19 protein-coding genes and 3 pseudogenes are annotated in these 25,898 nt (G+C 57.9%); 8 read left to right on the plus strand and 14 right to left on the minus strand.

What is annotated here, in order from left to right:
* Positions 1-39 precede the first annotated feature (39 nt).
* The 6 genes from EQW76_RS19745 to EQW76_RS19770 all read right to left on the minus strand — a co-directional run bounded on the left by EQW76_RS19745 (position 40) and on the right by EQW76_RS19770 (position 5,871).
* On the minus strand, positions 40-615 hold the full coding sequence (locus EQW76_RS19745; protein ID WP_244615501.1) for an alpha/beta fold hydrolase: 576 nt from the start codon (positions 613-615) through the stop codon (positions 40-42).
* 459 nt (positions 616-1,074) lie between these two features.
* On the minus strand, positions 1,075-1,749 hold the full coding sequence (locus EQW76_RS19750) for a permease (protein ID WP_244615504.1): 675 nt from the start codon (positions 1,747-1,749) through the stop codon (positions 1,075-1,077).
* 379 nt (positions 1,750-2,128) lie between these two features.
* A complete protein-coding gene (locus EQW76_RS19755) occupies positions 2,129-2,557 on the minus strand; it encodes a hypothetical protein (protein WP_142831602.1) in 429 nt (142 codons plus the stop codon).
* Between the two features lie 222 nt (positions 2,558-2,779).
* Positions 2,780-3,607: an aldo/keto reductase gene (locus tag EQW76_RS19760; RefSeq protein ID WP_142831601.1), complete on the minus strand. Its 828-nt coding sequence runs from the start codon at positions 3,605-3,607 to the stop codon at positions 2,780-2,782.
* 71 nt (positions 3,608-3,678) lie between these two features.
* On the minus strand, positions 3,679-4,560 hold the full coding sequence (locus tag EQW76_RS19765; RefSeq protein ID WP_142831600.1) for an NmrA family NAD(P)-binding protein: 882 nt from the start codon (positions 4,558-4,560) through the stop codon (positions 3,679-3,681).
* Between the two features lie 30 nt (positions 4,561-4,590).
* Entirely contained in the window at positions 4,591-5,871 is a 1,281-nt protein-coding gene (locus tag EQW76_RS19770) for a serine hydrolase domain-containing protein (RefSeq protein WP_143123091.1), read from the minus strand.
* A gap of 91 nt (positions 5,872-5,962) precedes the next feature.
* Between EQW76_RS19770 and EQW76_RS19775 the strand changes: the two genes are divergently transcribed.
* On the plus strand, positions 5,963-6,958 hold the full coding sequence (locus EQW76_RS19775) for a LysR family transcriptional regulator (protein ID WP_307877507.1): 996 nt from the start codon (positions 5,963-5,965) through the stop codon (positions 6,956-6,958).
* A gap of 336 nt (positions 6,959-7,294) precedes the next feature.
* Here the strand turns inward: EQW76_RS19775 and EQW76_RS19780 are convergent.
* Both EQW76_RS19780 and EQW76_RS19790 read right to left on the minus strand, forming a co-directional pair.
* Positions 7,295-7,832: pseudogene (locus EQW76_RS19780) on the minus strand (SDR family NAD(P)-dependent oxidoreductase); the annotation flags it as partial.
* A gap of 1,514 nt (positions 7,833-9,346) precedes the next feature.
* The gene (locus tag EQW76_RS19790; RefSeq protein WP_142831598.1) at positions 9,347-10,405 is read right to left on the minus strand and encodes a LacI family DNA-binding transcriptional regulator; all 1,059 of its coding nucleotides are present in this window, start codon (positions 10,403-10,405) and stop codon (positions 9,347-9,349) included.
* A 230-nt stretch (positions 10,406-10,635) separates the two neighbouring features.
* Here EQW76_RS19790 and EQW76_RS19795 point away from each other — a divergent pair, with 230 nt between their 5' ends.
* From EQW76_RS19795 to EQW76_RS19820, 6 genes and pseudogenes are all read left to right on the plus strand, one after another.
* The gene (locus tag EQW76_RS19795; RefSeq protein WP_161991069.1) at positions 10,636-11,625 is read left to right on the plus strand and encodes an autoinducer 2 ABC transporter substrate-binding protein; all 990 of its coding nucleotides are present in this window, start codon (positions 10,636-10,638) and stop codon (positions 11,623-11,625) included.
* Between the two features lie 84 nt (positions 11,626-11,709).
* The gene (locus tag EQW76_RS19800; RefSeq protein WP_142831597.1) at positions 11,710-13,224 is read left to right on the plus strand and encodes a sugar ABC transporter ATP-binding protein; all 1,515 of its coding nucleotides are present in this window, start codon (positions 11,710-11,712) and stop codon (positions 13,222-13,224) included.
* A pseudogene (locus tag EQW76_RS19805) lies at positions 13,217-14,216 on the plus strand (ABC transporter permease). Before EQW76_RS19800 ends, EQW76_RS19805 begins: the two are co-directional and overlap by 8 nt.
* Positions 14,213-15,208, plus strand: a complete 996-nt coding sequence (locus tag EQW76_RS19810) for an ABC transporter permease (RefSeq protein ID WP_142831595.1) — start codon at positions 14,213-14,215, stop codon at positions 15,206-15,208. Before EQW76_RS19805 ends, EQW76_RS19810 begins: the two are co-directional and overlap by 4 nt.
* A gap of 4 nt (positions 15,209-15,212) precedes the next feature.
* On the plus strand, positions 15,213-16,067 hold the full coding sequence (locus EQW76_RS19815) for a sugar phosphate isomerase/epimerase (RefSeq protein ID WP_142831594.1): 855 nt from the start codon (positions 15,213-15,215) through the stop codon (positions 16,065-16,067).
* Positions 16,068-16,262: 195 nt separating this feature from the next.
* Positions 16,263-17,132 carry a sugar phosphate isomerase/epimerase family protein gene (locus EQW76_RS19820; RefSeq protein WP_143123092.1) on the plus strand — a complete coding sequence of 290 codons (870 nt, stop codon included), beginning with the start codon at positions 16,263-16,265 and terminating at the stop codon, positions 17,130-17,132.
* Positions 17,133-17,636: 504 nt separating this feature from the next.
* Here the strand turns inward: EQW76_RS19820 and ugpC are convergent.
* The 5 genes from ugpC to EQW76_RS19845 form a co-directional block, all read right to left on the minus strand.
* Positions 17,637-18,734, minus strand: coding sequence for a sn-glycerol-3-phosphate ABC transporter ATP-binding protein UgpC (ugpC, locus tag EQW76_RS19825; RefSeq protein ID WP_143123093.1), 1,098 nt, complete (start codon positions 18,732-18,734; stop codon positions 17,637-17,639).
* A gap of 10 nt (positions 18,735-18,744) precedes the next feature.
* Positions 18,745-20,691 (minus strand): beta-L-arabinofuranosidase domain-containing protein, encoded by a 1,947-nt coding sequence (locus EQW76_RS19830; protein ID WP_142831591.1) that lies wholly within the window; start codon positions 20,689-20,691, stop codon positions 18,745-18,747.
* A 30-nt stretch (positions 20,692-20,721) separates the two neighbouring features.
* Positions 20,722-21,591 carry a carbohydrate ABC transporter permease gene (locus EQW76_RS19835; RefSeq protein ID WP_142831590.1) on the minus strand — a complete coding sequence of 290 codons (870 nt, stop codon included), beginning with the start codon at positions 21,589-21,591 and terminating at the stop codon, positions 20,722-20,724.
* Positions 21,588-22,499 (minus strand): sugar ABC transporter permease, encoded by a 912-nt coding sequence (locus EQW76_RS19840; RefSeq protein ID WP_142831634.1) that lies wholly within the window; start codon positions 22,497-22,499, stop codon positions 21,588-21,590. Before EQW76_RS19840 ends, EQW76_RS19835 begins: the two co-directional genes overlap by 4 nt.
* A gap of 106 nt (positions 22,500-22,605) precedes the next feature.
* Positions 22,606-23,853 carry a sugar ABC transporter substrate-binding protein gene (locus EQW76_RS19845; RefSeq protein WP_142831589.1) on the minus strand — a complete coding sequence of 416 codons (1,248 nt, stop codon included), beginning with the start codon at positions 23,851-23,853 and terminating at the stop codon, positions 22,606-22,608.
* A 172-nt stretch (positions 23,854-24,025) separates the two neighbouring features.
* Between EQW76_RS19845 and EQW76_RS19850 the strand changes: the two genes are divergently transcribed.
* Complete coding sequence (locus EQW76_RS19850) at positions 24,026-25,027, plus strand: LacI family DNA-binding transcriptional regulator (RefSeq protein WP_224128873.1); 1,002 nt, start codon at positions 24,026-24,028, stop codon at positions 25,025-25,027.
* 91 nt (positions 25,028-25,118) lie between these two features.
* Here EQW76_RS19850 and EQW76_RS19855 read toward each other — a convergent pair.
* Positions 25,119-25,877: pseudogene (locus tag EQW76_RS19855) on the minus strand (dihydrodipicolinate synthase family protein); the annotation flags it as partial.
* Between the last annotated feature and the right edge of the window lie 21 nt (positions 25,878-25,898).

Here is a 25,898-nt window from a genome sequence, read left to right on the forward strand (position 1 = left end):
TGAAGGATAAAGCGGACGACGTCGGTCTGGATATTCCGATTAGGCGCCTTCCAACCATGTAACAAGCGCCCGGTTTACTGCCTCTGGCTGTTCAAGCGTTGACCCGTGACCGCACTTCGGAATGATGACGAGGCTGGAGTCGGGGATGGCCGCTGCAATTTCCTCTGACAGAAAAGGAGGTGTGATGGAATCACAGTCGCCAACAAGAACGAGGGTTGGAACGGTAATATCAGCGAGATGCGGACGGCTGTCGGCGCGTCCAATGATTGCCTCTGTCTGCTGTTCAAACCCCTCAACACCAACCGTTAAGCCCATGCGAATATTGACCTCCAGCAAATGCTGATCATCTCGATGGGCAGGGTGCAAGAGTATCGACATTACTTGGCTCAAAAGCTCTTCGAAATCGCCACCTTTAGCTTGAGCTAACATGCCGCGCCGCTGCGCAACTTGCTCTTGGGTGTCCGGCCGAGCAGACGTATCGAGCAATGCCAGTTTGCTGACTCGCTCCGGTGCCTGACGCATGATCTCAAAGGCGACATATCCGCCCATCGATAGACCGACGAGTGCAAAGCTCGGCGGCGCGTCTCTCAAAATGTTTGTAGCGATTTCCGGCATGGTTGTCCCGGATAGTGTCGATGCTACCGTAACGGGGCCGAGCGGCCACAGCGCAGCCATCTGGGGAGCGTAAAGCTCTGCGGAGCACAGCAAGCCAGGGATCATAACGATTGGGGTCATTGGAAATTGGTCTCGTTGAGGAAACATAGCGATACGTTATGTCGTGGTGTTGACAGTTTGTGTCAGCAATCTCCGAAGCCCGCGCGCGTAATGTGGTGATGCTCCCTTGCGACGAGACAGCCTCTACATTAGCCGGGGTCTTGGCGCGCGGATGGTTAATCGTGGTGGCGTTGTTTGACTGGTCGAGCGGTCCGGCGAAAATCACAGTCATTCATGGATCCAAATGCAGTAAATTTGTTTAGAAGCCTTGTCGTATCAATGATTTAGAAACTTGATTATCATCCGGCTGCGGTTCGAATGCCATCAAGGCGTCCAACAGCGCAAAGAGATTATCGAGATTTAGCTAGCTGCTATGTTTTTGGCCTCTAGGGCGATTGTGACCGCCAGTACAAGCGCGACGACGCTCGCAGAGACGAAAGCGATAACGAAAGCACCCGTCGCTCTCAGTGTTCCGATTTTGAGATCCTGCATAAGCCATCTTACCTGGGCTTGCGCATACCAGAGTGTAGCCGACGCGATCGTCAGGACCCCGATGGTGAGGCCCTGTTCGTGGGGCATGAACATGAAGTCGAACGCCAAGCCAATCATGAACGCAAAGGGCGCTGCGACATAGCACTGGCTGAAGAACGGTGGACGCAGTGAGTTCCGGGTAATCTTTGTCGACTGATGACGCAGCGCTGTGACTGCCATGCAAAGCGGATAGATCCCGAAGACCACGCCGCGGGCGATAAGCAGGTTTGATCCCGAGCCCAGCTCCTTGGCTGCAGTCGCCGTGTCATATATGGACGGAAAGGCGGCTGATAGGCACTGTGACAGCAGCAGCGTGATCAGAAGAAAGAGAGGTGGGCTCAGTGTATCTTCGTACTGATCCGCAGGCTCGTCAGTGAGTTCAGCATCGGCATAACGCATCATGGTGAGGGGTCTGACGACAGAGCGCCACATGGTGAGCGGGTAAAACACTAGCCACGACACCAGCTCATAGAGGAGCTCTTCGAGCGACTTAAGCAGTTTCATAAAGTCCAAGGCGACCTCCTGTGCGGCTATAGTCATGTTGATAGCTCGTCTCGTCGGCTTTGCGAATGCCGCAGATCCAGTCTTTAATTCCCTCTGCCAATATCAACCCGGAAAGGCTTTGCAATGCGAATGATCGGATATCTGATGTTTGGTCTTGCGGTGTTGGCTGCTGTGCCTGCGGTTGCCGACGAGGTTAGACGCGCAACCGTGCATTTCTCCAGTGGCTCGTCAGGCTCCACCACTACGTCGAAGCTCAAAGGCTACCAGAGTGTTGAGTACTCGGTCGGGTAACCGCTGGCTGTTTCAAGCATCCGACAGCGAGCGTGTGCGAGAGTTTCTTGCCAGGTGCCGATGATGGTCGCGTAGGAGCATCCAATTTCTAGTCGATCGGGGGCGGGAATTCATAGGGATCCAGTTGCTGCCCCGAAATTGCCGAAAGTAAATCGCGCAGCAAAGAGATTGATGACAAGCCGCGAGCAAGCGGCCCCTCCGTCGGATCAAACGGCGAACTGATCTCACGTTCCGCTTCTCTCCCCCAAGTTGTTCCAGAAGGCGCGACGCGCAGCGGGATGGGGCGCCGAGAGCCTTTGTAGAAATGGGGTATTCGCTGTCGCGTACAATCGATCGAGACAAATAGCATTGGATGACGTGCCTGCAATGCATCCGCCGCCGCCTTCCAATCAGTCACGAGAGTTCGACCTTTTATCTCTGCGACGATACAGAAATGCTTGGGACAACTATGATCGAAGAGCCAGAAGAAGTCCTCAACGACGCCAAGCGGTCGCGCTACGTCGAAATCGGTATCCAAGACGCTATCCCTTTCATTCTCGTCATCGGATTCTTATTGGCTGTAAGAAAGTGCTTGGATTGCAGTTGACCCAGTGAAGCCTCCGCCGAAACGCGACCACGTTTTGGACATCGCGCCTGCTACAGCCCCGCCACCATGGCGCGGCGATCACGAATCACTGTGGTGGAGACGCTGCTCGCTCACTGCCGTGCCTGACAGCGCTCCTGAGTAATCGCCCAGTCTTCAGTCGGTGGCATTCCAGTCACACGCAAACGGGGGATTGACGAAGCGTTGGTCCTTGGGGAGGGAGGCTATCAAAGAGAGGTCTTCGTCATCCAGCCGGATCGATGCCGCCGCGAGATTGGCCTTTTGGGTCTCGGTTCGTCCAGCCTTCGGGATCGCGATCACCCCGTCCTGGCCAAGGAGCCAGGCGATAGCAACTTGCGACGCGCTAACATTGTGTTTCCGGCCAATCGACTGCAGGGTCGTATCGCTCGCCGCGCGGCCCTGCGCCAAAGGGGCATAAGCGGTCAGCGCAATTCCCTTGGCGCGCAGGTACTGAAGCATGGGCGCCTGCGACAGATACGGATGGTACTCGATTTGATGAACCGCGATCGGAACCTGTATGTCTTCCACAACGTGCCGGATCATTGGCATGTTGAAATTGCACACGCCGATTGCTCTCGCGAAGCCATGTTCACGAAGACGGCCCATGGCAGTCAGGGTCGCCGCAATGTCCATGTCCGCCGACGGCCAATGCACGAGAAAAAGATCGACATAGTCCATCTTCAGCTTTTCGAGGCTAGTCGCGAAGGCTCGCTGCAAAGCACCCGGCGCCAGTTGATCGTGCCAAACCTTGGTCGTGACGAAGAGTTCGCGGCGATGAATGCCTGAGCCTGCAATCGCCGTACCGACCGCCGCCTCATTTTCATACATTGCCGCGGTATCAATATGCCGATATCCGAGCGAAAGCGCGCTTTCCACCGCCGGTTGCGCGCCGGCACCCGGCATCCGGAACGTTCCGAGGCCAAGACGAGGTATCGTCACACCTTGCGTTTCGATCGTGTCCATTGGATATTTTCCTTCCACAACAACAAAGCTGGAGATGCAGGTGGGCGCCCCCCTGCATCCTAATCGTTCGATCAGGCGCGATCGTCTGTGTTGTCACCGGCCACGAGTGCGTCCACGACCTGCTGCAGCGAGGTGTTTCCCTTTTCCGCCAGGCGACCGCTGTCCTTGAACTCGATCCAGCTTTCATTGAAGCCGTCGAGCATGCGAATACGCGGCGTCGGGTTCTTCATCCCCTGCGAGCGGAACAGCTCCTCCCAAGTTGCGCGGTTGACAATTTCGACCTTCACCGGCCTGTTGAGCGCCACTGCGAAGGCTTGCGCGAGGTCATCTGGCGATACCCGTTGAGCAGCCTCCAACTCGACGACGCGTTTTCCGGTCCAATCCTGCTGGATCAGCTCTGCCGCCAGGATGCCGATGTCCTTCGTTGCGATCATCGGGAACTTTTTGTCCGCGGGCTGCAGGAAGCTGTGAAGAATGCCAGTGTCGCGGGCCGTGCCTAAGTCCCAAAGTGCATTTTCCATGAACCATGCGGGTCGGAGGAAGGTGACAGGCAGGTCAAGCTCGTTAAGGGCATTTTCCAGCATCGTGCGCTGGGACAGCAGATTGTCCTCTTTCGCGTCTGCGCCGATCGTCGACAGGCAGAGGACCTTTTTCGGGCGTGCGGTCTTTAGAGCGGCGACGACACTGTCGATCACCTTTTGCGCTTCGGGATAGCCAGGCTCAGGGTCGAACTCGGACGGCGGAAGAATGAAGACGGCCTCAGTGCCGGCAAAGGCCGCCGAAAGCGCCTTTCCGTCTCCCATCTCGGCTAGAGCGACATCGCAGCCGAGAGCGGCCCACGAAGTGCCCTTGGCCTGATCGCGAACGATCGCACGGACGGCTTTGCCGTTGGCGAGCAGAGTCCGCGCAAGAGCGCCGCCGACTTTGCCGGTGATTCCAGTGATTGCGTACATGTCTGATTTTCCATTCAGAAAGAGGAGAGATTAAGCGAGCCCGTCATAGAGCCCGCGTTCGAAGTCGCCGTAGAGAGCAACGACGCGGTCGTCATAGAAAGGAAGAAGCTGCGTAAAGAGGGACCCAGTCACCCGGCGAACCGGATCAATCCAGAAGTAGCAATTGAGTAGCCCAGCCCAGGATGCACTGCCTGCGGAGCGGCCGTGTGGCCCAGCCTCAGTGTTGATGTCGAAAGAGTAGCCCCATTTGTGCTTCTGATACGGGAACTGATCGAAGCTGTTCGAATAGGCCGGTGCGGCCGACTCCATCTTGCGAACATTCAGATCCCCGATCTGGTTCTGCATCATCATCGCGACGGTCTCAGGCTTGAGGATCTGAACCCCGTTCAACTTGCCTCCATGGAGCAATGCCTGAAGGAGCATCATGTAGTCTTGCGGGGTGCTGTATGCGCCGCCACCGCCCATGAAAAATTCCGGCCTCTGAGGCATCTCGAACGGCATTGCTTTCAAGCCGCCATCAGTCTCTCTGCTGAAACATGTCGCGACACGGCGCTTCTGCTCGCTGCTGATCAGAAATCCCGAATCCTTCATTCCGAGAGGCGCAAAAATGTTCTCCCGGAAATAGACTTCCAACGACTGATCGCTGACAGCTTCGACCAGCTTACCAGTCCAGTCCATGCTGATGCCGTACTGCCATCGTTCCCCCGGCTCGAATTCGAGCGGCACATTGAAGGCGGCGTTCTGGCAGGTTGCGATATCGGGTAAACCGGTGGCGGTCTCGTAGCGCACTATCACATCGCTCCAGTTCGCATAGGTGTAGCCGGAGGTATGCGTCAGAAGGTGATGAACCTTGATTGAGTTCTTGGCGGAACGCAGCTGTGGCTGACCGTTGGCATCAAAACCTACCAGAATTTTGGGTGCAGCAAGCTGCGGCAGGTATTTCGATGCGTCATCATCCAGCTTGAGGCGGCCCTGCTCAACCAGCTGCATGCATGCTGTCGCTGTGATCGCCTTCGTCATCGACAAAAGCCAAAAGACCGTGTCAGGCCGCATTGCGGTACCGGTGTCCACGTTTGCCTTGCCGAAAAGGCCTTCGTAGACGATTCCCTTCTGCGTTGCAGCCATAGCGACCGCACCAGCGACCGTGCGGTCATTGACTGCCTTCTCTATCGCGGCATCGATCGAGTTAAACTTCGCATTTTTGAGGCGCGGGCTTTGGCTGGCCGCCTGAACAGCGCTTGCCCCAAGACATGCCGCGGCGGCGGCCATGGTGCCGCGTGTCAGCACCGCTCTTCTCGTGATCTCACTCATGATTGTTTACCTTGAATCCAGACGGATCGCGGGTCTGGTAAACCGCTCGCCTTCGAAAGGCTGACGGCGAATACCTACCAACAGCCGAGCCATGCTAAAAGATCATAATAGTCATATTCAAAATGACAAAAAATCACTGTTATTCGTTTTCCCGGAATGCGAAAGCTTTGTCATGAGCTTCGACGGACGTCTTCTTACTGGGGTAAGTGTATTCTTGGCAGTTGCCGACGCCGGCAATTTTGCCAAGGCCGCGGACGTATTGGGAGTGACCCCTTCCGGCATCAGCCGAGCAATCGGACGACTGGAAACAAGGATGGGCGTGCGTCTCTTCGACCGCACACCCCGTTCTGTCGCGCTGACCGAAGAGGGTCGTTTGTTTCGTCTACAAGCGGTGCCGCTCGTGGCGGGCCTGGAAGAAGCGGCTGCGACCGCCTCGGGATCGGCAGCAGCGGTCGGCGGGAGGCTGCGCGTATCGATCGACCCTTGGTTTGCAAGGATGGTATTAGCGCCCCAGCTTCCGCGGTTCACCGAGAAATATCCGGATCTGAAAATCGATCTTATGACGACGAACGCCCGTGACGACATGATGAGCGGGTTCGATGTGGCCGTCCGATTTGGATCGACCAATGCCGGGTCACTCATCGCAAGAAAGCTTCTGGATATCCGCGTCATCACGTGCGCGGCCCCCGCCTATCTCGAGAAATTCGGCGAGCCGGTCCGGCCGGAGGAGATAGGTGGACACGAAGTTATTCTGTTCCGAGACCCCGAGACCGGCCGAGCTTTCCCTTGGGAATTTCATCGAGGTGGTGAAGTTGTCAGCGTAAAAGTCGTCGGCAGGATAATTTTTGACGACCCATCCGCCGCGATCGCCGCCTGCATTGCCGGCCAAGGTATCTTTCAGAGCCTGGAGATCGGTTTGGATCCCTGGCTGAAAGGCGGCGGACTAAGACAAATTCTCAAAGACTGGTCGGACGAACATTATCCCCTCTACGCGTACCATCCAGCGCGCCATCTGCCGCCGGCAAAGGTCAGAGCTTTCCTCGATTTTGTGCAGCAGGTCGCCAAGGAGAAAGCGCGCGACGGCTGAGCGAAAGAAGATGATTGCGGGGGCTGTTAGAGAAATCCTTGTTTTTGCACAACACGGTGCGGTCAGAGCTGCGGACCCTGATTTTCACGCAGATGAATTGAAATATTTGCCCGGGGATACGCAGCTGTGGCCACATACGGCGTATGCGGCGCGGCGTTGGCAACGGTTCAGTTCAGTACGGGACTATCCTTAAGTCGGGGTTTTTTAGTCACTGGAAGGGTCTTCAGTCTCTTAAATCGCCGAGAATTGAAAAACGCGGTTCGATACCTTTTAAGGCGATGAGAGGCCCCGAAAGCGGCCTCCCATTTCACGAAGTTAATCAGACGAGCGCCGTCGTTAGTCAACGGCGAAGTCGGTCGAGAACGAGACGGTGCGCCATTCGGAGAGAATGGCAGCGTCTTGTGCGTGCTTTTTCTCGATCGCGGCGACCGTGTCGCTACCGAGCGGCAGGCGGACCGGCGGATTGGGGGCGTCAGTGAAGGCGATGAGCGCCTCTGCCAGCTTTTGAGGGTTGCCGGGTTGATTATGGCTGAGACCGGCGGTCTATGGTTCGCACCTTGCCGGAAGTGTCTGCATAATCGCCGATGATATTACCGCTGACGGACAAGGATGAGCTGTCGAGGAAGTCGGTGCTGAAATAGCCCGGCTCGATGACGGTGACTTGAATGCCAAGCGGTGCAAGTTCGTCATGTAGAGCCTCGCTCAGCCCTTCGACCGCGAATTTCGTTGGGTAAACATCGAAGCCAGCGACGCCGCGATAGCCGCCGATCGACGAGATATTCAGGATGCGGCCGGAACGTGCCCGGCGCATGAAGGGCAGGACGGCGCGGGTTACGTTGAGGAGGCCAAAGTTGACCTTAGTCAATGCCGGAACTGACTTCTGCCGTCACAGCCAACCCGGCCATACGGCAGGTTCGAGGAAGCTCGAGGGTATTTTAGGATGTTCTTGAAGGGGCTCCCGAGTTATGGCGCGACAATGACAGCAAGAATGAGCCGAGCTTGCTGTCCGGATGCGTGCTCGGCGACGAGGAGGCTGCATTTTTTTGTGACTGCAATCGTCCACATCCTCACAGTTCCAGTTCTGTGGGGTCATCTCGATAGCAGGGGCCGCGAGATCGAAACGAGGTCGTTCCACCAGGGCTCCTCTAGTTGTCTCTATGATCCACTGGATATTCACCCGGGATGCGCTAACTGATCCGACGTGGGGCAGTTTAGGAGAGAAAGTGAAAAAGCTAATATTGGTGTTCACCGCTATAACCAGCTGTATGTCCGCCTCAGCCAGTTACGCCATGCCTGCGGCCGGTCTTTCGGTCGCTCAATCGAACTCGGTTGTTTTGGTTGACCGTGAGTGTGGCCCGCGTCGCCATCTTGGACGCGACGGCCGTTGCATTCGGAATGGCCCACCACCGCCACCGCCGCGTCGCCATCTCAACCATCCGCGCCCTGGCGATGATCGTGGCTTGCCACCACCGCCGCCGCCACCCGGCGACGACAACTAAAAGAGATGGCCCCGCCTAGTCGGGGCCAGACACCGAGCGGCTTCTTCCATCATGTCGTTTGGACCTCAAAACCTATGTGAACACCTTATGAAAACAATGTTCTTGACTATAGGACTGACCATATAAGGCCTTGCTTCGACCGCTTCAGTGGCGGTGCCTGGTACCGTTAGCCCAGCGGGCGTGTCATTGTTCGTGCTGCATGTAGACTATGCTTTCGGGCGAGGCTGACACCTGGGTCCTGACGGGCCGTGCTATTTTAATCGTATGCCACCACCCCCGCCGCGGCGGCACTGGAACGGCTATGACGACGAACCACTGCCTGGTTTCAGGCGCGGGCCACCACCACGGCCACCGCCGGGGTTTGCACCACCGCCCCCAGGCGATTATTGATGCGCGGCTGGCCCCACTTGTGTGGGGCCAATTCATCGTATATCTCGCGCAACAAGTGCTCCCAGCAACCCTTCTATCCGGATACGTCACGATCCAACTTCACCGGTATCTGCAAGCGTTGGATTAATACTGATTGGCCACGTGGATAACGTCACGCATCTGCGATGCCTCATGGTGATTGGCCGAATGCCGAGACAGGCCAATTGCCAAGCAACCGACACCTGCCCGCTGGATGCTCGTTTATCGACCGTTGTCCGCAGAGGGAAGGGTGTGATAACCCCAAATGGGTTCGTGAGCTGGTAACGCTTGGCGTTTCCCGTATTGGCCTTTTCTCCCGCTCCATCCATCAGCTGAGCGATCGAGTTGGAGAGCCGCGCAACCCAAAAGATCAATATTTTAGCTTCTCTCGCTACAAGCACGCCAGTTCGAATCCTTTAAAGGCGTGCGTTTCTAGGTAATTTCAAAGCCGCCAAACTCGACAACAAGGTTTGGCGACTTTTCAGAGAGCATCTTTGAGGTTGTCCAATGGGCCAAGGAGTGCAGTACGCGGAGGAACTAACTGCGATGCAACGAGATGCATCAACGGGTGGGTAGAAGGCTGTTTGATGAGCTCGAAGGCCTTGGAAAGCATCCCTTCTACATCTTGCTTCATCATGAACACCGGAAAAGGAAGGAATGAAGCGAAGGGGTCATAGTCAAAGCACCCGACCACCAAATCAGCGAAAAGTTCGTGCGGGTGAGCCGACATGAAACGCAGCAAACCCTCGAAGTTGATAGAAGAGTTGACGAACAATGCCCTTGGAAGTTTCCCCGTACGCTGAAAATATGACTCAAAGGCAATCTGCATTGCGTTCGGAGAGTAGCCGGTAGATTGGGTTCCGTCTTCCACTCCAACGCCGAGCAGTTCACCGCGAGCATCTCGAAACCCTCGTATACGCTCACGCGTGGCGTGATCGTCACGCCCGCCGAACAGAAAGATCTCGTCAGCTCGCAACGGATCGTCCGCAGGGAAGTGCCGAATAATTGCCTCGGTAAGCGTCCTCGCACCCTGATAGTTGTCGCTGATCACCGAGTGGGTCTTCGACCCGGGCAGATCGATATTGACGTGTCTTAACCCTGCGGCTTCGCAGACATCATGCACACCATCAGGGTCGGTGGCACCGCAAATAAACAGCTCGTCGATTGAATAGGATATGAGATCCTCTGCCGTCTCGCGTTCTTCCTGAGGATCGCGACCCGAGCTTACGACAATCGGGCATTGGCCCCGTTGCCGCACGTGCGCTTCAAATGCCTGAGCCATCGACGAAAAATAGCGATTGTCGTAGACCGGAAGCATAAGGCCCACCAAGCCGGACCTGGAGCTGCGAAGGCCTCGTGCCTGGCGGTTGGCGGTATATTGATGCTTGTCGGCGAGGCCGCGAATGAGCGCCGCCGTACTTTCCTTGATGCGCCGCTTTTGCCACGTGCCGTTGAGAACCGCACTGACAGTCGAGGCGGAGATTCCCGAAAGCACAGAGAGATCGTAAATCGTGGCCTTTTTCTTGCTGTCGTCTTTCATGGTCGCTCCTTAATTTTCTCTTATCCTCCGTCCCCTCTTGACGAAAGCCCACATTAGATAGATGATATTTGCACCATCGATTGCGCAAAAAGAAATATCGATTGTGCTTCTGGTGGCCCCATCGGGAAGTGGGGAATGAGGTGGCGAAGGCTTCGGCCGTCGTCAGGGATGAGGAGAGGGCGCCTTCGTGGGCGTCTGCGTGTTCCTGCGGGAACTGTGGAGGAGAAATAATGACCAAATTTATCGTTGCCGCGCTGGCCGCGTCGCTGGCGCTTTCAACGGCTGCAGCCGCCTTTGCCGCTGACGCCGGCAAAGTCGGCCTGGTCGTCAAGATTGGCGGCATCCCGTGGTTCAATGCGATGGAAGCCGGCATTAAGGAACAAGGCAAGAAGCTCGGTATTGATGCGTCGATGGTCGGTCCAACGAGTTCTGACCCCGCACTGCAGGTTCGCGCCATAGAGGATCTGATTGCCCAGGGTGTGAAGGTCATCGGTGTGGTGCCGAACGACGCTAAGGTTCTGGAGCCGGTACTCACCAAGGCGCGAGAAAAGGGCATCATCGTCATCACCCATGAGTCGCCCAGTCAGAAAGGCGCCGATTGGGACTTCGAACTCGCCTCTTCGAAGGGCTTCGGCGAGGCTTACGGAAAGCTGCTCGCCGACAAGATGGGCGGAAAAGGCGAATACGCGGTATTTGTCGGTTCGCTGACGGTTCCCCTGCACAATGCCTGGGCCGATGCGGCCATTGCCTATCTGAAGAAAAATAATCCGGACATGAAGCTGGTCGGCGATCGCTACGGCGTGGCTGAGGATGTCGACAAAAGTCGCAGCACCGCTTTGGATCTGATCTCCGCACACCCGAATTTGACGGGTTTCTTGGCTTTCGGCAGCCAAGGGCCAATCGGCGCCGGCCGTGCTGTTGAAGAGCGGCGCAAGACCGGCAAGATTTTTGTCCTGGGTCCCTTCTCGCCCGGTCAGGGCGAGAAGCTACTGAAATCGGATGCGATCTCGGGCGGGATTATGTGGAATCCGAAGCAAGCCGGCGAAGTTTTCGTGACGCTCGCCGACAAATTGATGAAGGGCGAGCAACTGAAGGACGGCGATACGATCGAGGGTCTCGGCGTCATCCATCCTGATTTCACTAACCACAACATCATAGTCGACCAGCTTGTCCAGATCAACAAGGACACGGTCGCTGGTCTGGCCGCCATGGGCCTCTAGGACACTTGTTCCTCCCAGCAAGCTGGGCCTGCTTGGGCTGGCCCGGCTCGTTGACCATCCACCAAAACGGGCGAGCACATCTGAATGCATGAGATCGATAGTGCGACTGCGGGCAGCCGACCGCTGCTGTCGCTGCGCGACATCAATATTACGTTTGGCGGCGTCCATGCGTTGAAGAATGTCTCCTTTGATGTGCTGCCGGGCGAAGTCCATTGCCTTGCCGGCGAGAATGGCTCTGGCAAAAGCACCCTGATCAAAATCATCACTGGAGTATATTGTCCGGCGCCTGGGGCAATCATTGAATTCGATGGTCAGGCCTACCCGGATATGTCGCCGGTCACGGCACAGACAAAGGGCATCCAGGTCATTTGGCAAGATCTTGCACTTTTTCCGGAGATGACCGTCGCGGAAAACATTGCCTTCCAGACCGTTCTCGGTCGCTGGCCTCGATTCGTCAATTATCGCCACATGCGGCGGCTGGCATTGAGCGCTCTCAAGCGGCTTGGAGTCGATTTGAATATCGATCTGCCGCTCAAGGAATTTCCCATAGCGCAGAGACAGATCGTCGCGATTGCCCGCGCCCTAGTCGGCGAGGCGAAGATCGTCTTCATGGACGAACCAACCGCGTCGCTGACGCAATCGGAGACCGATCATCTTCTGAATATTGTGCGCACTCTGTCCGCCGACGGCGTTTCCGTCGTCTTTGTCAGTCACCGCCTAGCCGAGGTGCTGGAGATTTCGGGCCGCCTGACCGTCCTTCGCGACGGAGCCCTGGTCGGCGCCTACTCGACGGAGGGCATGACCCAGTCTCGCATCACCGAACTGATGACGGGCAAGAATTTCGACAATCACCTTCGGGCCACCTTGAAAGAAGACCAGCCGACCGTTCTTGAGGTCAAGTCGCTTAGTCGTCGCGGTCAGTTCGAGAATATCTCGCTCACCGTTCGACGTGGCGAAACGCTTGGCATCACCGGGCTTTTGGGCGCCGGGCGGACGGAATTGGCGCTCGCATTGTTCGGCATGAACCGGCCAGACTCCGGCACTGTGACGCTCGAAGGCTCGGTTGTCCGGTTTTCGTCCAATCGGGACGCCATCGATGCTGGAATTGCCTATCTGTCGGAGGACCGTCTGTCTCTTGGTCTCATTCAACCGCAGTCGATCGCCGACAATCTGGTGATCTCGTCACTCTACAAAATCCGATCCGGCGGGTTTCTTTCGGACAAAAAGAAGCACGATCTCGTTGCCGGATGGATCCGCGAACTCGGTGTCAAGATAGGGCTTCAGGAAGACGCGATCTCGACGCTCTCAGGCGGTAACCAGCAGCGCATTGCGATTGCCAAGTGGCTGGCGACCGAGCCGAAGCTGCTCATTCTCGATTCGCCGACGGTTGGTGTCGATGTCGGTGCTCGGGCCGGAATTTTCGAGATCGTCGCCAAATTGGCGAAGACCGGACTGGCGATCATTCTGATTTCGGACGAGGTGCCGGAGGTTTATTTCAACGCAGACCGGGTGCTGCACATGGCGAAAGGCGAGATCGTCGGCTCGTTCGATCCGCGGCATTGCTCACTCCAGGAAATCGAGGCGGCTGTTTATGCGTAGTTTTATTCGTACTCACGCGACCGAAAGTGCGCTCATCGGCGTCATTGCCGTCATCTGCATTTATCTGTCGTTCGCCACCGATAATTTTTTCTCGCTCGGCAATACGTTCGATCTGCTCAACACAAGCTCGGTCAACATCATCTTCGCGGTCGGCCTGTTGGTCGTCCTGATCGCCGGTGGCATCGACATATCCTTCGCGGTTAGTGCGTCCGTCGTGCAATACGTCACCGTCATCGCGCTCGGCTGGATTGGCGGCGGCGGCTGGGTGTCTGGGCTCATTATCGCCGGTTCGGTCGGAATTCTTTGGCGCGCTCAATGCCTTTCTGATCCATGGCTTCCGCATCATTTCCATCGTTGCGACGATCTCAACCTTCAATATCTATTTTGGCCTGCTGATGTTTTTTACCGGCGGCGTGTCAATCTACAATTTGCCGGATTGGCTGACCAGCCGGGTGGTGCTTTTCGAACACGAGATGCCCAATGGTACCTGGATCGAGATCACGCTTCCGGTTCTCGTCATGGTGCTGTGCGTCATCGCAACCTGGCTGCTGATCACCCGCACGACGATCGGACGCCAGCTCTACGCATTTGGCGACAACCCGGAGGGCGCGCGACGGTTCGGCATCAATGTCGGAGCGATGCAGTTCATCGCCTTCGGCTGGCTGGGGCTTATGTCCGGCATCGGCGGCCTTGTCCAGGCGCACTACGCCCAAGAAGTGGTTCCGAACGCTCTGTATGGCCGCGAGCTCGATGTGCTGGCGGCGGTTGTGCTTGGCGGCGCGCGCCTTGGTGGCGGAAAAGGATCGGTGCTTGGCTGCGTGCTGGGGATCCTGATGATCGCCATCATACAAAACGGACTGAACCTGATGGGCGTGTCGCCCTTCGCCTTCAAGATGATCATTGGCGCCATCATTCTGGTAGCCATCACCGTGTCGAACACGCGCATCGATCGGCTCATGCCGTTCCTTCGCAAGGAGGGTAAAACGCAATGACCGCTATCGTTGAAACTTTCTATAGGCGCTTCGGCAAGGAGATGGTTGGACCCTTCCTCGCGTTGATGGCCGTGCTCTTGTTCTTCAGCATCGCGTCGCCGCAGTTTTTAAGCCAGGCGACCTTCGGTTCCGTTGCGTTCCAACTGCCGGAATTGGGGTTGCTAACATTGGCGATGCTTTTGCCGGTGTTGACCGGTGGGCTCAATCTGGCGGTCACGTTCACCGCTAACTTCGCCGGGCTGACCGTCGCCTGGATCCTGCAGGCAAATGGCGGCGTGGATGCCAACCCCTTCATATTCGCGGTCGGCTGCCTATGTGCGGTGGTAGCCGGCGCTTCCACCGGCTTGATCATGGGCGTCGTCGTGGCATACACGCGGGCGCACCCGATCCTGGTGTCTCTTTCCATGATGATCTTCGTTCGGGGTCTCGGCGAATTCCTCACGCGCGGTGGCGATGTTTCTGGCTTTCCTGATTTTATTCAGCCGCTGGGTCACGGCAGCTGGCTTGGGATTCCCATCCCGCTGATCGTCTTGCTCGGCTGCGTGCTGGTGTGGCACGTGCTGCTGACGCGCACGAAGCTTGGCTTCAACACCTACATGATTGGCTCCAATATCGAGGCCGCCCGCTATTCCGGCGTCAGCACTCGCAGGGTGGTTATCCTGGTCTACACCTTGTCCGGAGCGATGTGTGCCATCGCCGGTATCGTCATGATGGCGCGTTTCAACTCCGTCCGGGTCGGACATGGTGAATCTTACCTGTTGATTACGGTGCTTGCATGCTTTCTCGGCGGCATCAACCCATTCGGCGGTTTCGGCCGGGTCATTCCAGTCTTCGTCGCTCTCGTCGTTTTACAACTTCTGTCTTCTGGCCTGAACCTGATGGGCGCAAATCAGCATCTGGCAACCGCCGTCTGGGGCCTGCTGCTTGTCGGCGTCATGATCCTTCGATGGGCCGCATCGCAGTACAAAGTTTTCAGCAGCAGAAGAGGTTAGGCATATGCAAGGGTTCGGCATTCATGCAAGCATATGGACGATGAAGTGGGACCGCCCCGGTGCGGAGAAAGCGATAGCCGGCGCGGCCGAGTACGGGCTGGATTTCATCGAAATACCACTACTGGACGCGACGTCGGTTGATGCAAGACACACGCGCCAACTTCTCGATAGACATTCCCTGCGCGCTGCTTGCTCCCTGGTGTTGCCGCAGGCGGCATGGGCTTCGGTTCGACCGGATGCGGCGATCGAACATCTCAAGATTGCAATTGACACGGCGGCAGCGCTGGGGGGCGAAGCGCTGACTGGTGTAACATACGGTGGTACCAACGAGCGGACCGGGCTGCCCCCGACGCAGGCCGAATATGACAATCTGGTGCGCGCCCTGCACGCCGCCGGCACCCATGCGAAGCTTCATGGCATCCAGCTTGGTGTCGAGGCGGTGAACCGCTATGAAAGCCACTTGATAAACTCCGCCGAGCAGGCCGTCACCTTGGTCGAACGGATCAGTCTGGACAACGTCTTCATCCATCTCGACACCTTCCACATGAATATCGAGGAGAAGGGCGCCGGAAACGGCATCCTGAACGCCGGCAATCATCTGAAATACATGCATATGTCGGAGAGCGACAGAGGCACGCCCGGCTACGGAAACGTTCCCTGGGATCCTATTTTCGCTTCTCTCGCCGCGGTCGATTTCAAGGGAGTCCTGACGCTGGAAAGTTTTGTCGGCATGCCAGCGGACATGGCGGGTGACATATCGACATGGCGCCCGGTCGCGCGCGACGTTGAACAGGTGATGGGCGACGGTTTGTCTTTTCTGCGCGGTAAGGCCGCGCAATACGGATTGTTCTCCCGTTGAAGTCAAGCCGGCATTTGCCGCCGGCGATCGCAGCTTGCACTCCGGCAAAGACGGACGGTCCGGCTGTCATGCGACGCTTCTAGGCAGGAAGGTAATTCCATTCGCAAGGAGGAGACGACGAATATTAACCCGATCAAATTTTCTCGACGGCTGGTCGTTCTGAACATCTGCATCTGAAAACTCAAGGAGGCTCCAATGAAGCATGGAATTTACTATTCTTACTGGGAACATGAGTGGAGCGCCAGTTTTGCTCCATACATCGAGAAGGTTGCGAAGCTTGGCTTCGATGTCATCGAAGTGGCTGCGCACCACATCAACGACTATAGCGACGCAGATCTTGCCCTGATCAAACAGAGCGCGGCAGACAACAGTATCATTCTAACCGCCGGCATTGGGCCTTCCAAGGCCAAGAACCTGTCGTCCCCTGATATTGCCGTGCGGCAAGCTGGTAAGGTATTTTTCCAGCAAACGCTCAAGAACGTCGCAAAGCTTGATATCAAGACAATCGGCGGTGCGCTCCATTCCTATTGGCCGGTGGACTATTCAACGCCTGTCGACAAGGAAGGCGACCGTGCACGCGGGGTCGAGGGCATTCACGGTATCGCGGACTTTGCCAACGACCTGGGCATAAACCTCTGCATCGAGGTGCTGAATCGCTTCGAGAACCACGTTCTCAACACCGCGGCAGAAGGCGTGGCCTTCATCAACGATGTCGGCAAGCCCAATGTCAAAGTGATGCTTGATACATTCCATATGAACATTGAGGAGGACAGCTTTGGCGATGCCATCCGCACCGCGGGCCCGCTACTCGGGCATTTCCACACCGGCGAAAGCAATCGCCGTGTCCCGGGCAAAGGCCGACTACCTTGGCATGAGATCAGTCTCGCACTGCGCGACATCAATTACACTGGTGCCGTCGTGATGGAGCCTTTTGTCAAAACGGGTGGAACGATAGGCTCCGACATCAGGGTGTGGCGCGATCTGAGCGATGGTGCAGACGAAGCCAAAATGGATGAAGATGCGCGAAATGCACTCGCATTTTCTCGTTTCGTTCTCGGCTCTTAACGAATCTGGTCGCATATTCAGTTGATCATGTAGAATGCCATTCAGGCCTATGCTTCGTCTCCGGGCCCGAATGGCGCTTCAAACCCGCAAGAAAACACACGCCTGCTGATCAGATAAGTATCAGATTTAAGTTAAAATCATAGCGGCGCGAGTGAGGAGGGCGAGTTACGCTAGACGCGTTCGATGCGCGGGTGGTTTTTGACAGACGTCGCTGTTAATTGACTCGCAACTGCCTTGAGACGAACATGATATCTACGCGGCTGAGTACGCGCTAATCTAGGCTTACCGCTTGGCCGTGTTGAAAAGCTTAGCCTTCAACTTGCGATGAAGGTCCTTTGATCTCCGCGCCCTGACCGTCTTTGATGTAGCGGCACCGCCCAGGTAGGTTTCATAAATGGGCGTAGCTTACTCCGTTCATGTTGCTTGCCTTTTTATTTTCTGCGGGTCGGCAGTTCGTATCTGTTCAAGCGCAAGTAGTAGACACGGGCGACAGTGCGGCCTCGTTTAGGTACGCAAGGATCGTCCGCTTTCCCGGTCGAACAAATGCATCTGGTTCATATTCACCGAGATCGGCATCGTCGTCTGGGGCCGCGCACCGCTGTCAGGGCTGATGCTGGCGCAGAGCGTGATATTTGCTACATCGAAATAGATCATCGTCGACGGTCCCAGCGGCTCCACCAGGTCAACCATCACGTCGATACTCGCAAAGCCCTCGCGCTCCTGTCGAGGGGATATCGACTCGGGACGGATACCGAAGGTAACGGCTTTCCCGACATGCGGCGCATAGCCGGCCAGACGTTGTGCCGGTATCGCCAGCAGCGTACCATCCGCCAGCCGCACGGCCGGGACGCCGTCGCGGTCGATGAGTTCTGCTTCAAGAAAGTTCATCGATGGCGAGCCGATGAACCCGGCGACGAACAGGCTCGCCGGGCTGTGGTACAACTCCTGCGGCGGTCCAACTTGCTCGACAAGTCCTGCATTCATCACCACGACACGGTCTGCCATCGTCATCGCTTCGACCTGGTCATGGGTGACGTAGACGGTGGTCGTCGGCAGGATCTGATGAAGCCTTTTGATTTCGGTGCGCATCTGGACGCGGAGCTTCGCATCCAGGTTCGACAGCGGCTCGTCGAACAGAAACACCTTCGGATTGCGCACGATCGCCCGGCCCATGGCGACGCGCTGACGCTGACCGCCGGACAGTTGGCCGGGCCGCCGATCCAGGAGTTCGGTGATATGCAGCGTTTCCGATGCGCGTCTGATCCTGGCCTCGATTTCGGGTTTTGCGAGTTTCTGCTGCTGCAGACAGAAGGCGATGTTCTCCCGGACCGACATGTGCGGATAGAGCGCGTAGTTCTGAAACACCATGGCGATATCGCGCTTGCCCGGACCGAGATTGGTGACGACACGGTCGCCGATGACGATATCGCCGGCGGTGATGTGCTCCAGCCCGGCGATCATCCGGAGCGTGGTCGATTTTCCGCAGCCGGAAGGGCCGACGAAGACGACGAACTCGTTGTCCTCGATATCGAGATCGATGCCGCGCACGGCTTCATAAATACCGTAGGATTTGAAGACGCTTTTGAGTTGAAGCCTTGCCATCGCTCTTCTCCTAATTTTCCTGCAGCCAAACGAGCATCGCACCCGGCTCGCGGTTCGCCCAGAGATGATACGGAATTGCCTTGAATGGTTTCGGAACCAAAGCTGGCGGAGACGTACGGTAGAGGCTGTCGCTCCAGTCGCTGGCGTCCGCTTCCAGCGCTTCGCCTTCCAGCACCATGGCGCCGCCGAGAAGCTCCGCATCGAAACGCGTACCGATCACCGCATCGGCAGGCAGACGAAGCCGCTGCGGTTCACCGCCGATGTCGGTTTCCTCGACGCAATAGACAACGGGACCGCGCCGCAGCGCCACGCGACCGCTGTCTTCGCTTGCCGCCGGATGGGCATAGAGCCGCTGCACCGGCATGTCGAACGAAAGGCGAATTTCGTCGCCGTCCCGCCATTCCCGGGCGATATACGCATAACCTTTGGTGACACACGCTCGAAGATCGACTGGCTCGCCGTTGACGGCGATGGTCGCGTCAAGGCACCAGCCCGGAATCCGCAGCTTCACGGTCAGCGGCGTGGCGTTTTCGAGCCCAAGACGAAGGCCGATGTCGCCATCCCAGGGATAGCGGGTTTCCTGCGTGAGACGGACGAAAGCATTCCCGACCGACAATTCCGCGGTATTGGCGCCATAGAGATGAACCGCGAGTTCGCCGGCCCTGGCAGAGTAAAAATATTGGCCCAGCGACGTGATGAAACGGGCAATGTTCGTCGGGCAGCATGGGCAATAGTGCCATTTCCAACGACGGTTCTGGCCGTGGCTTTCGAGCACGTTCTCGTAGAAATAATGTTGCCCATCGCGGGAAATGCCGGAGAGAGCGCCGTTGAACAGCACGGTTTCGAGACTGTCCGTGAACCGTCTGTCGAGGTCGATCTGTGCCATCCGATGGCCCCAGAACCCCAAGGCCACTGCGGCGCATGTCTCTGCATAAGCCGTCTCATTGGGAAGATCGTACTCGCGGGTAAAACCTTCGTTCGATGCCGATGGCCCGAGCCCGCCGGTGACGTAGAGTTGGCGGCTGGTCAGGTTGTCGAAGAGCCGATCGCAAATGGCAAACAACGCGGGATCGTTGTTCTCATGCGCCAGGTCCGCCATGGCCGAGAACAGATACATGGCGCGAACGGCATGGCCGACCACCTGCGTCTGCTCGCGCACGGGGATGTGCGCCTGGCTGTAGGCGTAGGTCTGATAGACGTAGTCGTCGGGGTTTTCACCGCGCTTGCGCGCCTCCTCGTCATAATAGGACGGCATGGCGCCGCGCTCGTCGACAAAGTAGACGGCAAGGTCGAGATGACGGGGGTCGCGGGTGACGCGGTAGAGCTTGACCAGCGCAAGCTCGATCTCCTCATGCGCGTCATAGCCGCGCAGTTTACCGGGCTCGGGGCCGAAAGTGTCGATGATATGATCGACGGCGCGGATCATCACGTCGAGAAAGCGCCGCTTTCCGGTCGCCTCGAAATAGGCTACGGCCCCCTCCAACAGGTGGCCCATGGAATACATCTCGTGCAGGTCGCGCAGGTTCGTCCAGCGCTTCTCAGGTTCGCGGCGAATGAACCAGCTGTTGAGATAGCCGTCGGCCATCTGGCCCTGTTCGAGTTTTTCGACGATCGCTTCGATCTTCGCCTCGATCTCGACATCGGGATGAGCCTTGAGCGTGTAGCTGGCGGCTTCGATCCACTTGCCGAAGTCGGAATCGAAAAAATGCTGCATCGACAGGCCGCTGGGCTGGATCGGGCGCGCAAGGGGACCCGGCGGCTTTCCGAAGTCGAGAACCTCGAGAAATCCTTCCTCCTCGAGCCGATCGTGCTGGGACGGAATGGTGACGCTGCGAACGGTCTCCGTCCAGCTCTGCCAGAAGCCGCCGCTGAATTCGACGCGGCTGTGGTCGGCGGGAACGAAGCGGGCTGGACGGCCGTCTGGCGCGGACGCGGTTGTCTTGTCGGAAACTGACATGGAAACTCCTGGCGGGGGAAGCCGCGAACTTTACTTGACGGCGCCGGCGGTCAGGCCGCGCACGTAATAGCGTTGAAGAAGGAAGAACAGCAGAAGGCAGGGGATCATCGTCACGGTGATGCCGGCCTGCAGGGCGCCCCAGTCGATGATGCCGTACATCCCGGAGGAGACATTGACGAGCATGATGGGAAGCGTGAACTTGTTTTGCTCCGAGAGGAAAATCAGCGCCGCCAGAAATTCGTTCCAGGAATTGAGGAAGGCGAACATCGCGACGGTCGCGACGCCCGGAAGCGCGATTGGCAGCATGATCCGCCGCAGGATGGTGGTCTGCGACGCGCCATCGATGCGGCCGGCCTCGATCAGCGCCTGTGGTACGGCATCGAAAGCGTTGCGCATCATGAAGATCGAGAACGGCAGCTGGAAGGTCACATAGATAAGCACCAGGCCGACCAAACTGTTCTGCAGGTGGATGACCTTCAGGATGAGGAACAGCGGCGTCAGGATCGACTGAAACGGGATCATCATCGTCGCCATCACCATGATGAAGATCAGCGACTGGCCGGGAAAGCGGAATTTCGAAAAGCCGTAGCCGGCCGGCACCGATATCAGCACAGTCAGCACCACCGTGCCGATGGCGATGGCGACGGAGTTGAGAGCGTAGACATACCAGCCGGCGCCGACGTGTTCGAGACGGCGATAGTTCTCCAGCGAAAAAGCCTTGGAAAAAAGCGCGACCGGATGGGCCAGCGCCTCTGCCGCTGGCTTGAAGGAGTTGGCGAAGGACCAGACGATCGGCATGATGAAGAAGATCGAAAACACGATCGAGACAGCCAGAAAGGCGAGCTTCGCGGTCCCGTCGGCGCGCCGCCTCGGCGCAACGGTCGAAGGCACCGGGGTCATCGCTCGCCCTCCGGACCTTGGCGCAGGAACACGAACTGGATGGAACTGATCGCCACCAGCACGACCAGCAGCGAGAAGGAGATCGCCGAGCCGTATCCGAGACGGTAGGAGGAGAAGGATGCCAGATAGATCGAGTAGACCGCCGAGATCGTGCTGTTCTGAGGCCCGCCCTGGGTGATGATGAAGAACTGATCGAAGGCGAGCATCGACGAGGTGATGTTGAGGATCAACGCCAGCATGATCGAATTGCGCATCAGCGGCAGGGTGATCCGCCGAAAGCGGCTGAAAGGACTGGCGCCGTCGATCTTTGCTGCCTCGATGATATCGTCGGGAATGCCTTGCAACCCCGTCAGCAGGATCACCATGGTGAAGCCCGCCGTTTTCCACACGACCATCAGGATGATGACGGCAAGCGCTGTCCAGAAACTTTCCAGTGGTCTTGGCGCGCTGTTGACCAGGCCGACGGCCTGCAGGAGTTCAGCGAAAACGCCATTGTCTGGATTGAGGAGCCACATCCACAGCGTCGATGCCGCGCCGAAGCCGATGACCACGGGAAGGAAGTAGATGGTGCGAAAGAAGCCGGCGATCCGCATCGGGCGATCGACCAGCAGCGCCAGCGGAAAGGCGACCAAGAAAAGGGCTGTCGTCACCAGAAAGGTGTACAGCATGGTGAAGCCGAGCGAATGCCAGAGCTGGGTATCGCCGGCGAGCTCGATGTAATTGGCAAGGCCGATGAACTTCGTCCTACCGAGTAGCGGCCAGTTATAAAAACTCATCCAGACCGTCATGATCAACGGCAGAATGAACAGCAGCAGAATGAAGAGCGTGCTTGGTAGGATGAACAGCAGTCCCAGCCAACCCGTCGGCTCGGGCTTGTTGGCGCGTCCGTGATCTGCAGATGCCCGCATGCCTGGGTTTGAAGACAACTGAGTTTCCGCTTCGTTGAGAGCATTCAATGGGGATGGTGTGCTACCGCAGGACGGAGGGTGCCGCCCTGCGCCTGTGATTGGAACATCAGTTCGGGTTGGTGCGCTTCAGGATTTTCGTGAAATCGTCCTGCGTCTTGGCGATCGAACCATTGACGTCATCGCCGAAGATCGCGCCCTGGATCAGGTTGACGAACGGCCCCGTGCGGCTGACGAAGAGTTCGTCGGACGAGAAGGTGTAGGGCGTCCGGGCCTTGGCAAGCACATCATAGGCAGTGAGGTTGCGCGGGTCGAACTTGGCATAGGCTTCCTTGGCAAGGTCGGTGCGCGACGGCATGCCGGATTCCTGGGTGATGAACACCTGCTGGTCCGGCTGCATGTAGAAATTCACGAAGTCGAGGGCGACCTTCTTCTTCGCAGGAGCGATGCCCTTCATCAGCGCCAAGGTATCGCCGCCGGCAAAGCTGGACGCGCCGTTCTTCGGGCCGGGAATCGGCGCCACCGCGAACTTTACGTCAGGATATTTGCTGGTCAGCAGATTGACGATATAGGAGCCGGTCATCAGGATCCCGACCTTGCCGGAGGCGAAGGCTTCGACGGCGTTGTTGCCATTGCCCGAGCGCGAGGTCGGGTGGATGGCACCGGCCTTCCACATGTCGCGGTAGGCGGCGATGGTCTCGCGCATGGCCGGTGTGTCGACCGTGGCGGTCTTGCCGTCGACGCTCAGGATATCGGTGCCCGCCGCCCAGATATGCGGCAGGAAGTCATAGATCAGCCAGCTGCCGGAATTGGCGACAAAATAGAAGCCGTAGGTGCTGTTGCCGAGCGCCGTGATCTTCTTGGCATCCGCAGCGATCTCGTCGAGCGATGCCGGCGGCTTGGACGGATCGAGGCCGGCCTTGGTGAACAGGTCGGTGTTGTAGGCGATGATCGAGGCGTCGGGCAGGGCCGGGACGCCGTAGACCTTATCGTTATAGGTGGCCAGGCGAATATGCGAAGGGCTCATGGCGCTTGCGTAAGGGGCGGACTTGACGAAGTCGCTGATGTCTTCGAGGCTATCGGCCGCCGCGAATGTCGGCAGGTAGATCAAATCGAGGACAGCGCCATCGGGGGCAGCGCCGCCGGCGATGGCGGCGCCGAGTTTCGGCACCATCTGCTCGGCGGTGATTTGCGTGACGTTGACCTTGTCGGCATGGGACGCGTTGTAGTGGTCGGCAAGCGCCTGAAGCACGGCGCCGGACGAGGTCCTAACCCAGAGGGTGATGTCTTCGGCGCTTGCAAGCGACGTGCTCGCCAAAAGCGAAAGTGCTATGAGCGCCAATTTGATTTTGTGCATAAGCGTTCCCTTTTTTCGTTGCCGTCAAGCACCTTTGTTTGACGTTGCCATGACGCTATTCGAGAAAAATCGGTATGTCGACATTGTGTGTGCAAAAATATGCAAAAACCTTTTTGCAAAGTATATGTCCTTTGCTAAAACCTTTTGGCAACGAAAATCCGGGACCCCTATTTTGACAAGCCTCGCCCATCGCCGCCGCACCATCCGAGACGTCGCCAAGCGCGCCGGCGTTAGCATCTCGACCGTTTCGAATGCGCTGAACGACACCGGCCGCGTGAACGAGGAAACGCGCCTACGGGTAAAGCAGATAGCCGCCGAGATCGGCTTTCGCCCAAGTTCGCTGGCGAGGGGATTGCTCAGCAAGCGAACCTCGACGATCGGCATGTTGACGAACGACACCTATGGCCGCTTGACGTTGCCGATGACGGCAGGTGTGTCGGAGGCGCTTGTCAGCCAGGGCGTTTCGGTTTTTCTCTGCGCCACCAACAACGACCCCGCTCTTGCGAAACTTCATCTCGAAGCGCTGCTGGACAAGCATGTCGACGGCATCATTTTCACGGCGACCCGGCTGGATGTCGTTCCGCCAGTCGAGCTTCTCAATCTTTCGATCCCGGTCGTCTATGCTTTTGCGAAGGGTCCGGCCGGAAGTCTGTCATTCCTGCCCGACGACGTGCAAGGCGCGCGACTTGCCGTCGACCATCTGGTGGGGTTGTCGAGACGGACCATCATCCACATCACCGGTCCCGAGGATTATCTGGCGGCCCGGCTACGCGCCAGATCCTACCGGGATAGCTATGGCGCGGGGGCGGAAGTGCTGTTCGGCGACTGGACGGAGGAGTGGGGGCACGCGGCGATCGACATGATCTTCGAGCGAGACGCGACGCCCGATGCGATCTTTTGTGGCAACGACCAGATCGCCCGCGGGGTGATCGATGCCTTGCGCGACCGCGGGGTGCGTGTTCCCCAGGACGTCGCGGTCGTTGGCTTCGACAATTGGGAGGTCATTGCCGAGCAGACGCGGCCGGCCCTGACGACGATCGACATGGAGTTGAAGGAGCTCGGGCGGCGGGCGGGCCTTGCCATTCTGGGCCTCACCAAGGGCGAGGCGATTGCGCCCGGTGAGCGGGGCATTGCCTGCCGGCTCGTCGTTCGTCAAAGCAGCGGCCGAAACTGAAGGCTAGGCCGTCCCGCTCTTGTGGTATGGGATCAAAGCGACTCTGGCCGCTTCGATCCGGTGTCCTGCGCGTCGGCTTGGCTCTACTGCCTCACGCTGCCTTGGATTTTTCCAGCGACGCGAACTGCTTCGACCAATCCGCATACCAGGCCTGGAACAGGGCAAACTGTTTTTCGACGTAATCGCGCTGGCTGTCCGACAGGCTGTCGGTCTCGTTGAAATGCAGCGTAAATTCGGGATTGCCGGTGAGAACGAGCATGTGCTTGTAATAGAGCACCAGATCCGGGCCTTCATCGAAGCAAGAGAGCACGCCGAGGGCGCTTTCGAGTTCCAGCGCATGGGCGCGGGCAACCGCATCGCCCCCTGCCGCCGCCTGGGCGAGCGCGACCAGATGCAGGATTTCCTTGGGCAGAACATTGCCGATGCCGGTGATGGCGCCGGACGCGCCGCAGTTTACGAACCCGTGGAACACAGCCGTATCGGCACCGACCATGAGCGTCACTTGATCGTCGCGGCTGGTGATGTTTTCCGAAGCGTAGCGCAGGTCTGAGGGGCCGCCGAATTCCTTGAAGCCGATCAGGTTCTTGTGGTCGTTGCGAAGATCGAAGACCAACTCGGCGCGGGTCGCAAAGCCATAATAGGGGCTGTTGTAGATCACCGCCAGAAGGTTGGGTGCCGCCGACAGGATGGTCTTGAAATGGTCGCGCTGGGCAGACGCCGAGGTGCCGCGCGACAGGACCCTTGGAATGACCATCAGACCATGCCCGCCGACCTTTTGGGCGTGGGCCGCATGCTCGGCGGCGATCTTGGTGTTGACGGCGCCGGTGCCGACAATCACCCGCAGGCCGGCCGGCGATCATGGACGATTGCT

The organism is Rhizobium sp. rho-13.1 (assembly GCF_007000305.1).
In the GTDB taxonomy this organism is placed as follows: Bacteria; Pseudomonadota; Alphaproteobacteria; order Rhizobiales; family Rhizobiaceae; genus Rhizobium; species Rhizobium rhododendri.

Coding starts and splice junctions, on each gene's coding strand:
- EQW76_RS19745 (WP_244615501.1), bottom strand. CDS start 615: ATGCCGGAAATCGCTACAAACATTTTGAGAGACGCGCCGCCGAGCTTT.
- EQW76_RS19750 (WP_244615504.1), bottom strand. CDS start 1,749: ATGAAACTGCTTAAGTCGCTCGAAGAGCTCCTCTATGAGCTGGTGTCG.
- EQW76_RS19760 (WP_142831601.1), bottom strand. CDS start 3,607: ATGGACACGATCGAAACGCAAGGTGTGACGATACCTCGTCTTGGCCTC.
- EQW76_RS19765 (WP_142831600.1), bottom strand. CDS start 4,560: ATGTACGCAATCACTGGAATCACCGGCAAAGTCGGCGGCGCTCTTGCG.
- EQW76_RS19770 (WP_143123091.1), bottom strand. CDS start 5,871: ATGAGTGAGATCACGAGAAGAGCGGTGCTGACACGCGGCACCATGGCC.
- EQW76_RS19775 (WP_307877507.1), top strand. CDS start 5,963: ATGCTAAAAGATCATAATAGTCATATTCAAAATGACAAAAAATCACTG.
- EQW76_RS19790 (WP_142831598.1), bottom strand. CDS start 10,405: ATGAAAGACGACAGCAAGAAAAAGGCCACGATTTACGATCTCTCTGTG.
- EQW76_RS19795 (WP_161991069.1), top strand. CDS start 10,636: ATGACCAAATTTATCGTTGCCGCGCTGGCCGCGTCGCTGGCGCTTTCA.
- EQW76_RS19800 (WP_142831597.1), top strand. CDS start 11,710: ATGCATGAGATCGATAGTGCGACTGCGGGCAGCCGACCGCTGCTGTCG.
- EQW76_RS19810 (WP_142831595.1), top strand. CDS start 14,213: ATGACCGCTATCGTTGAAACTTTCTATAGGCGCTTCGGCAAGGAGATG.
- EQW76_RS19815 (WP_142831594.1), top strand. CDS start 15,213: ATGCAAGGGTTCGGCATTCATGCAAGCATATGGACGATGAAGTGGGAC.
- EQW76_RS19820 (WP_143123092.1), top strand. CDS start 16,263: ATGAAGCATGGAATTTACTATTCTTACTGGGAACATGAGTGGAGCGCC.
- ugpC (WP_143123093.1), bottom strand. CDS start 18,734: ATGGCAAGGCTTCAACTCAAAAGCGTCTTCAAATCCTACGGTATTTAT.
- EQW76_RS19830 (WP_142831591.1), bottom strand. CDS start 20,691: ATGTCAGTTTCCGACAAGACAACCGCGTCCGCGCCAGACGGCCGTCCA.
- EQW76_RS19835 (WP_142831590.1), bottom strand. CDS start 21,591: ATGACCCCGGTGCCTTCGACCGTTGCGCCGAGGCGGCGCGCCGACGGG.
- EQW76_RS19840 (WP_142831634.1), bottom strand. CDS start 22,499: ATGCGGGCATCTGCAGATCACGGACGCGCCAACAAGCCCGAGCCGACG.
- EQW76_RS19845 (WP_142831589.1), bottom strand. CDS start 23,853: ATGCACAAAATCAAATTGGCGCTCATAGCACTTTCGCTTTTGGCGAGC.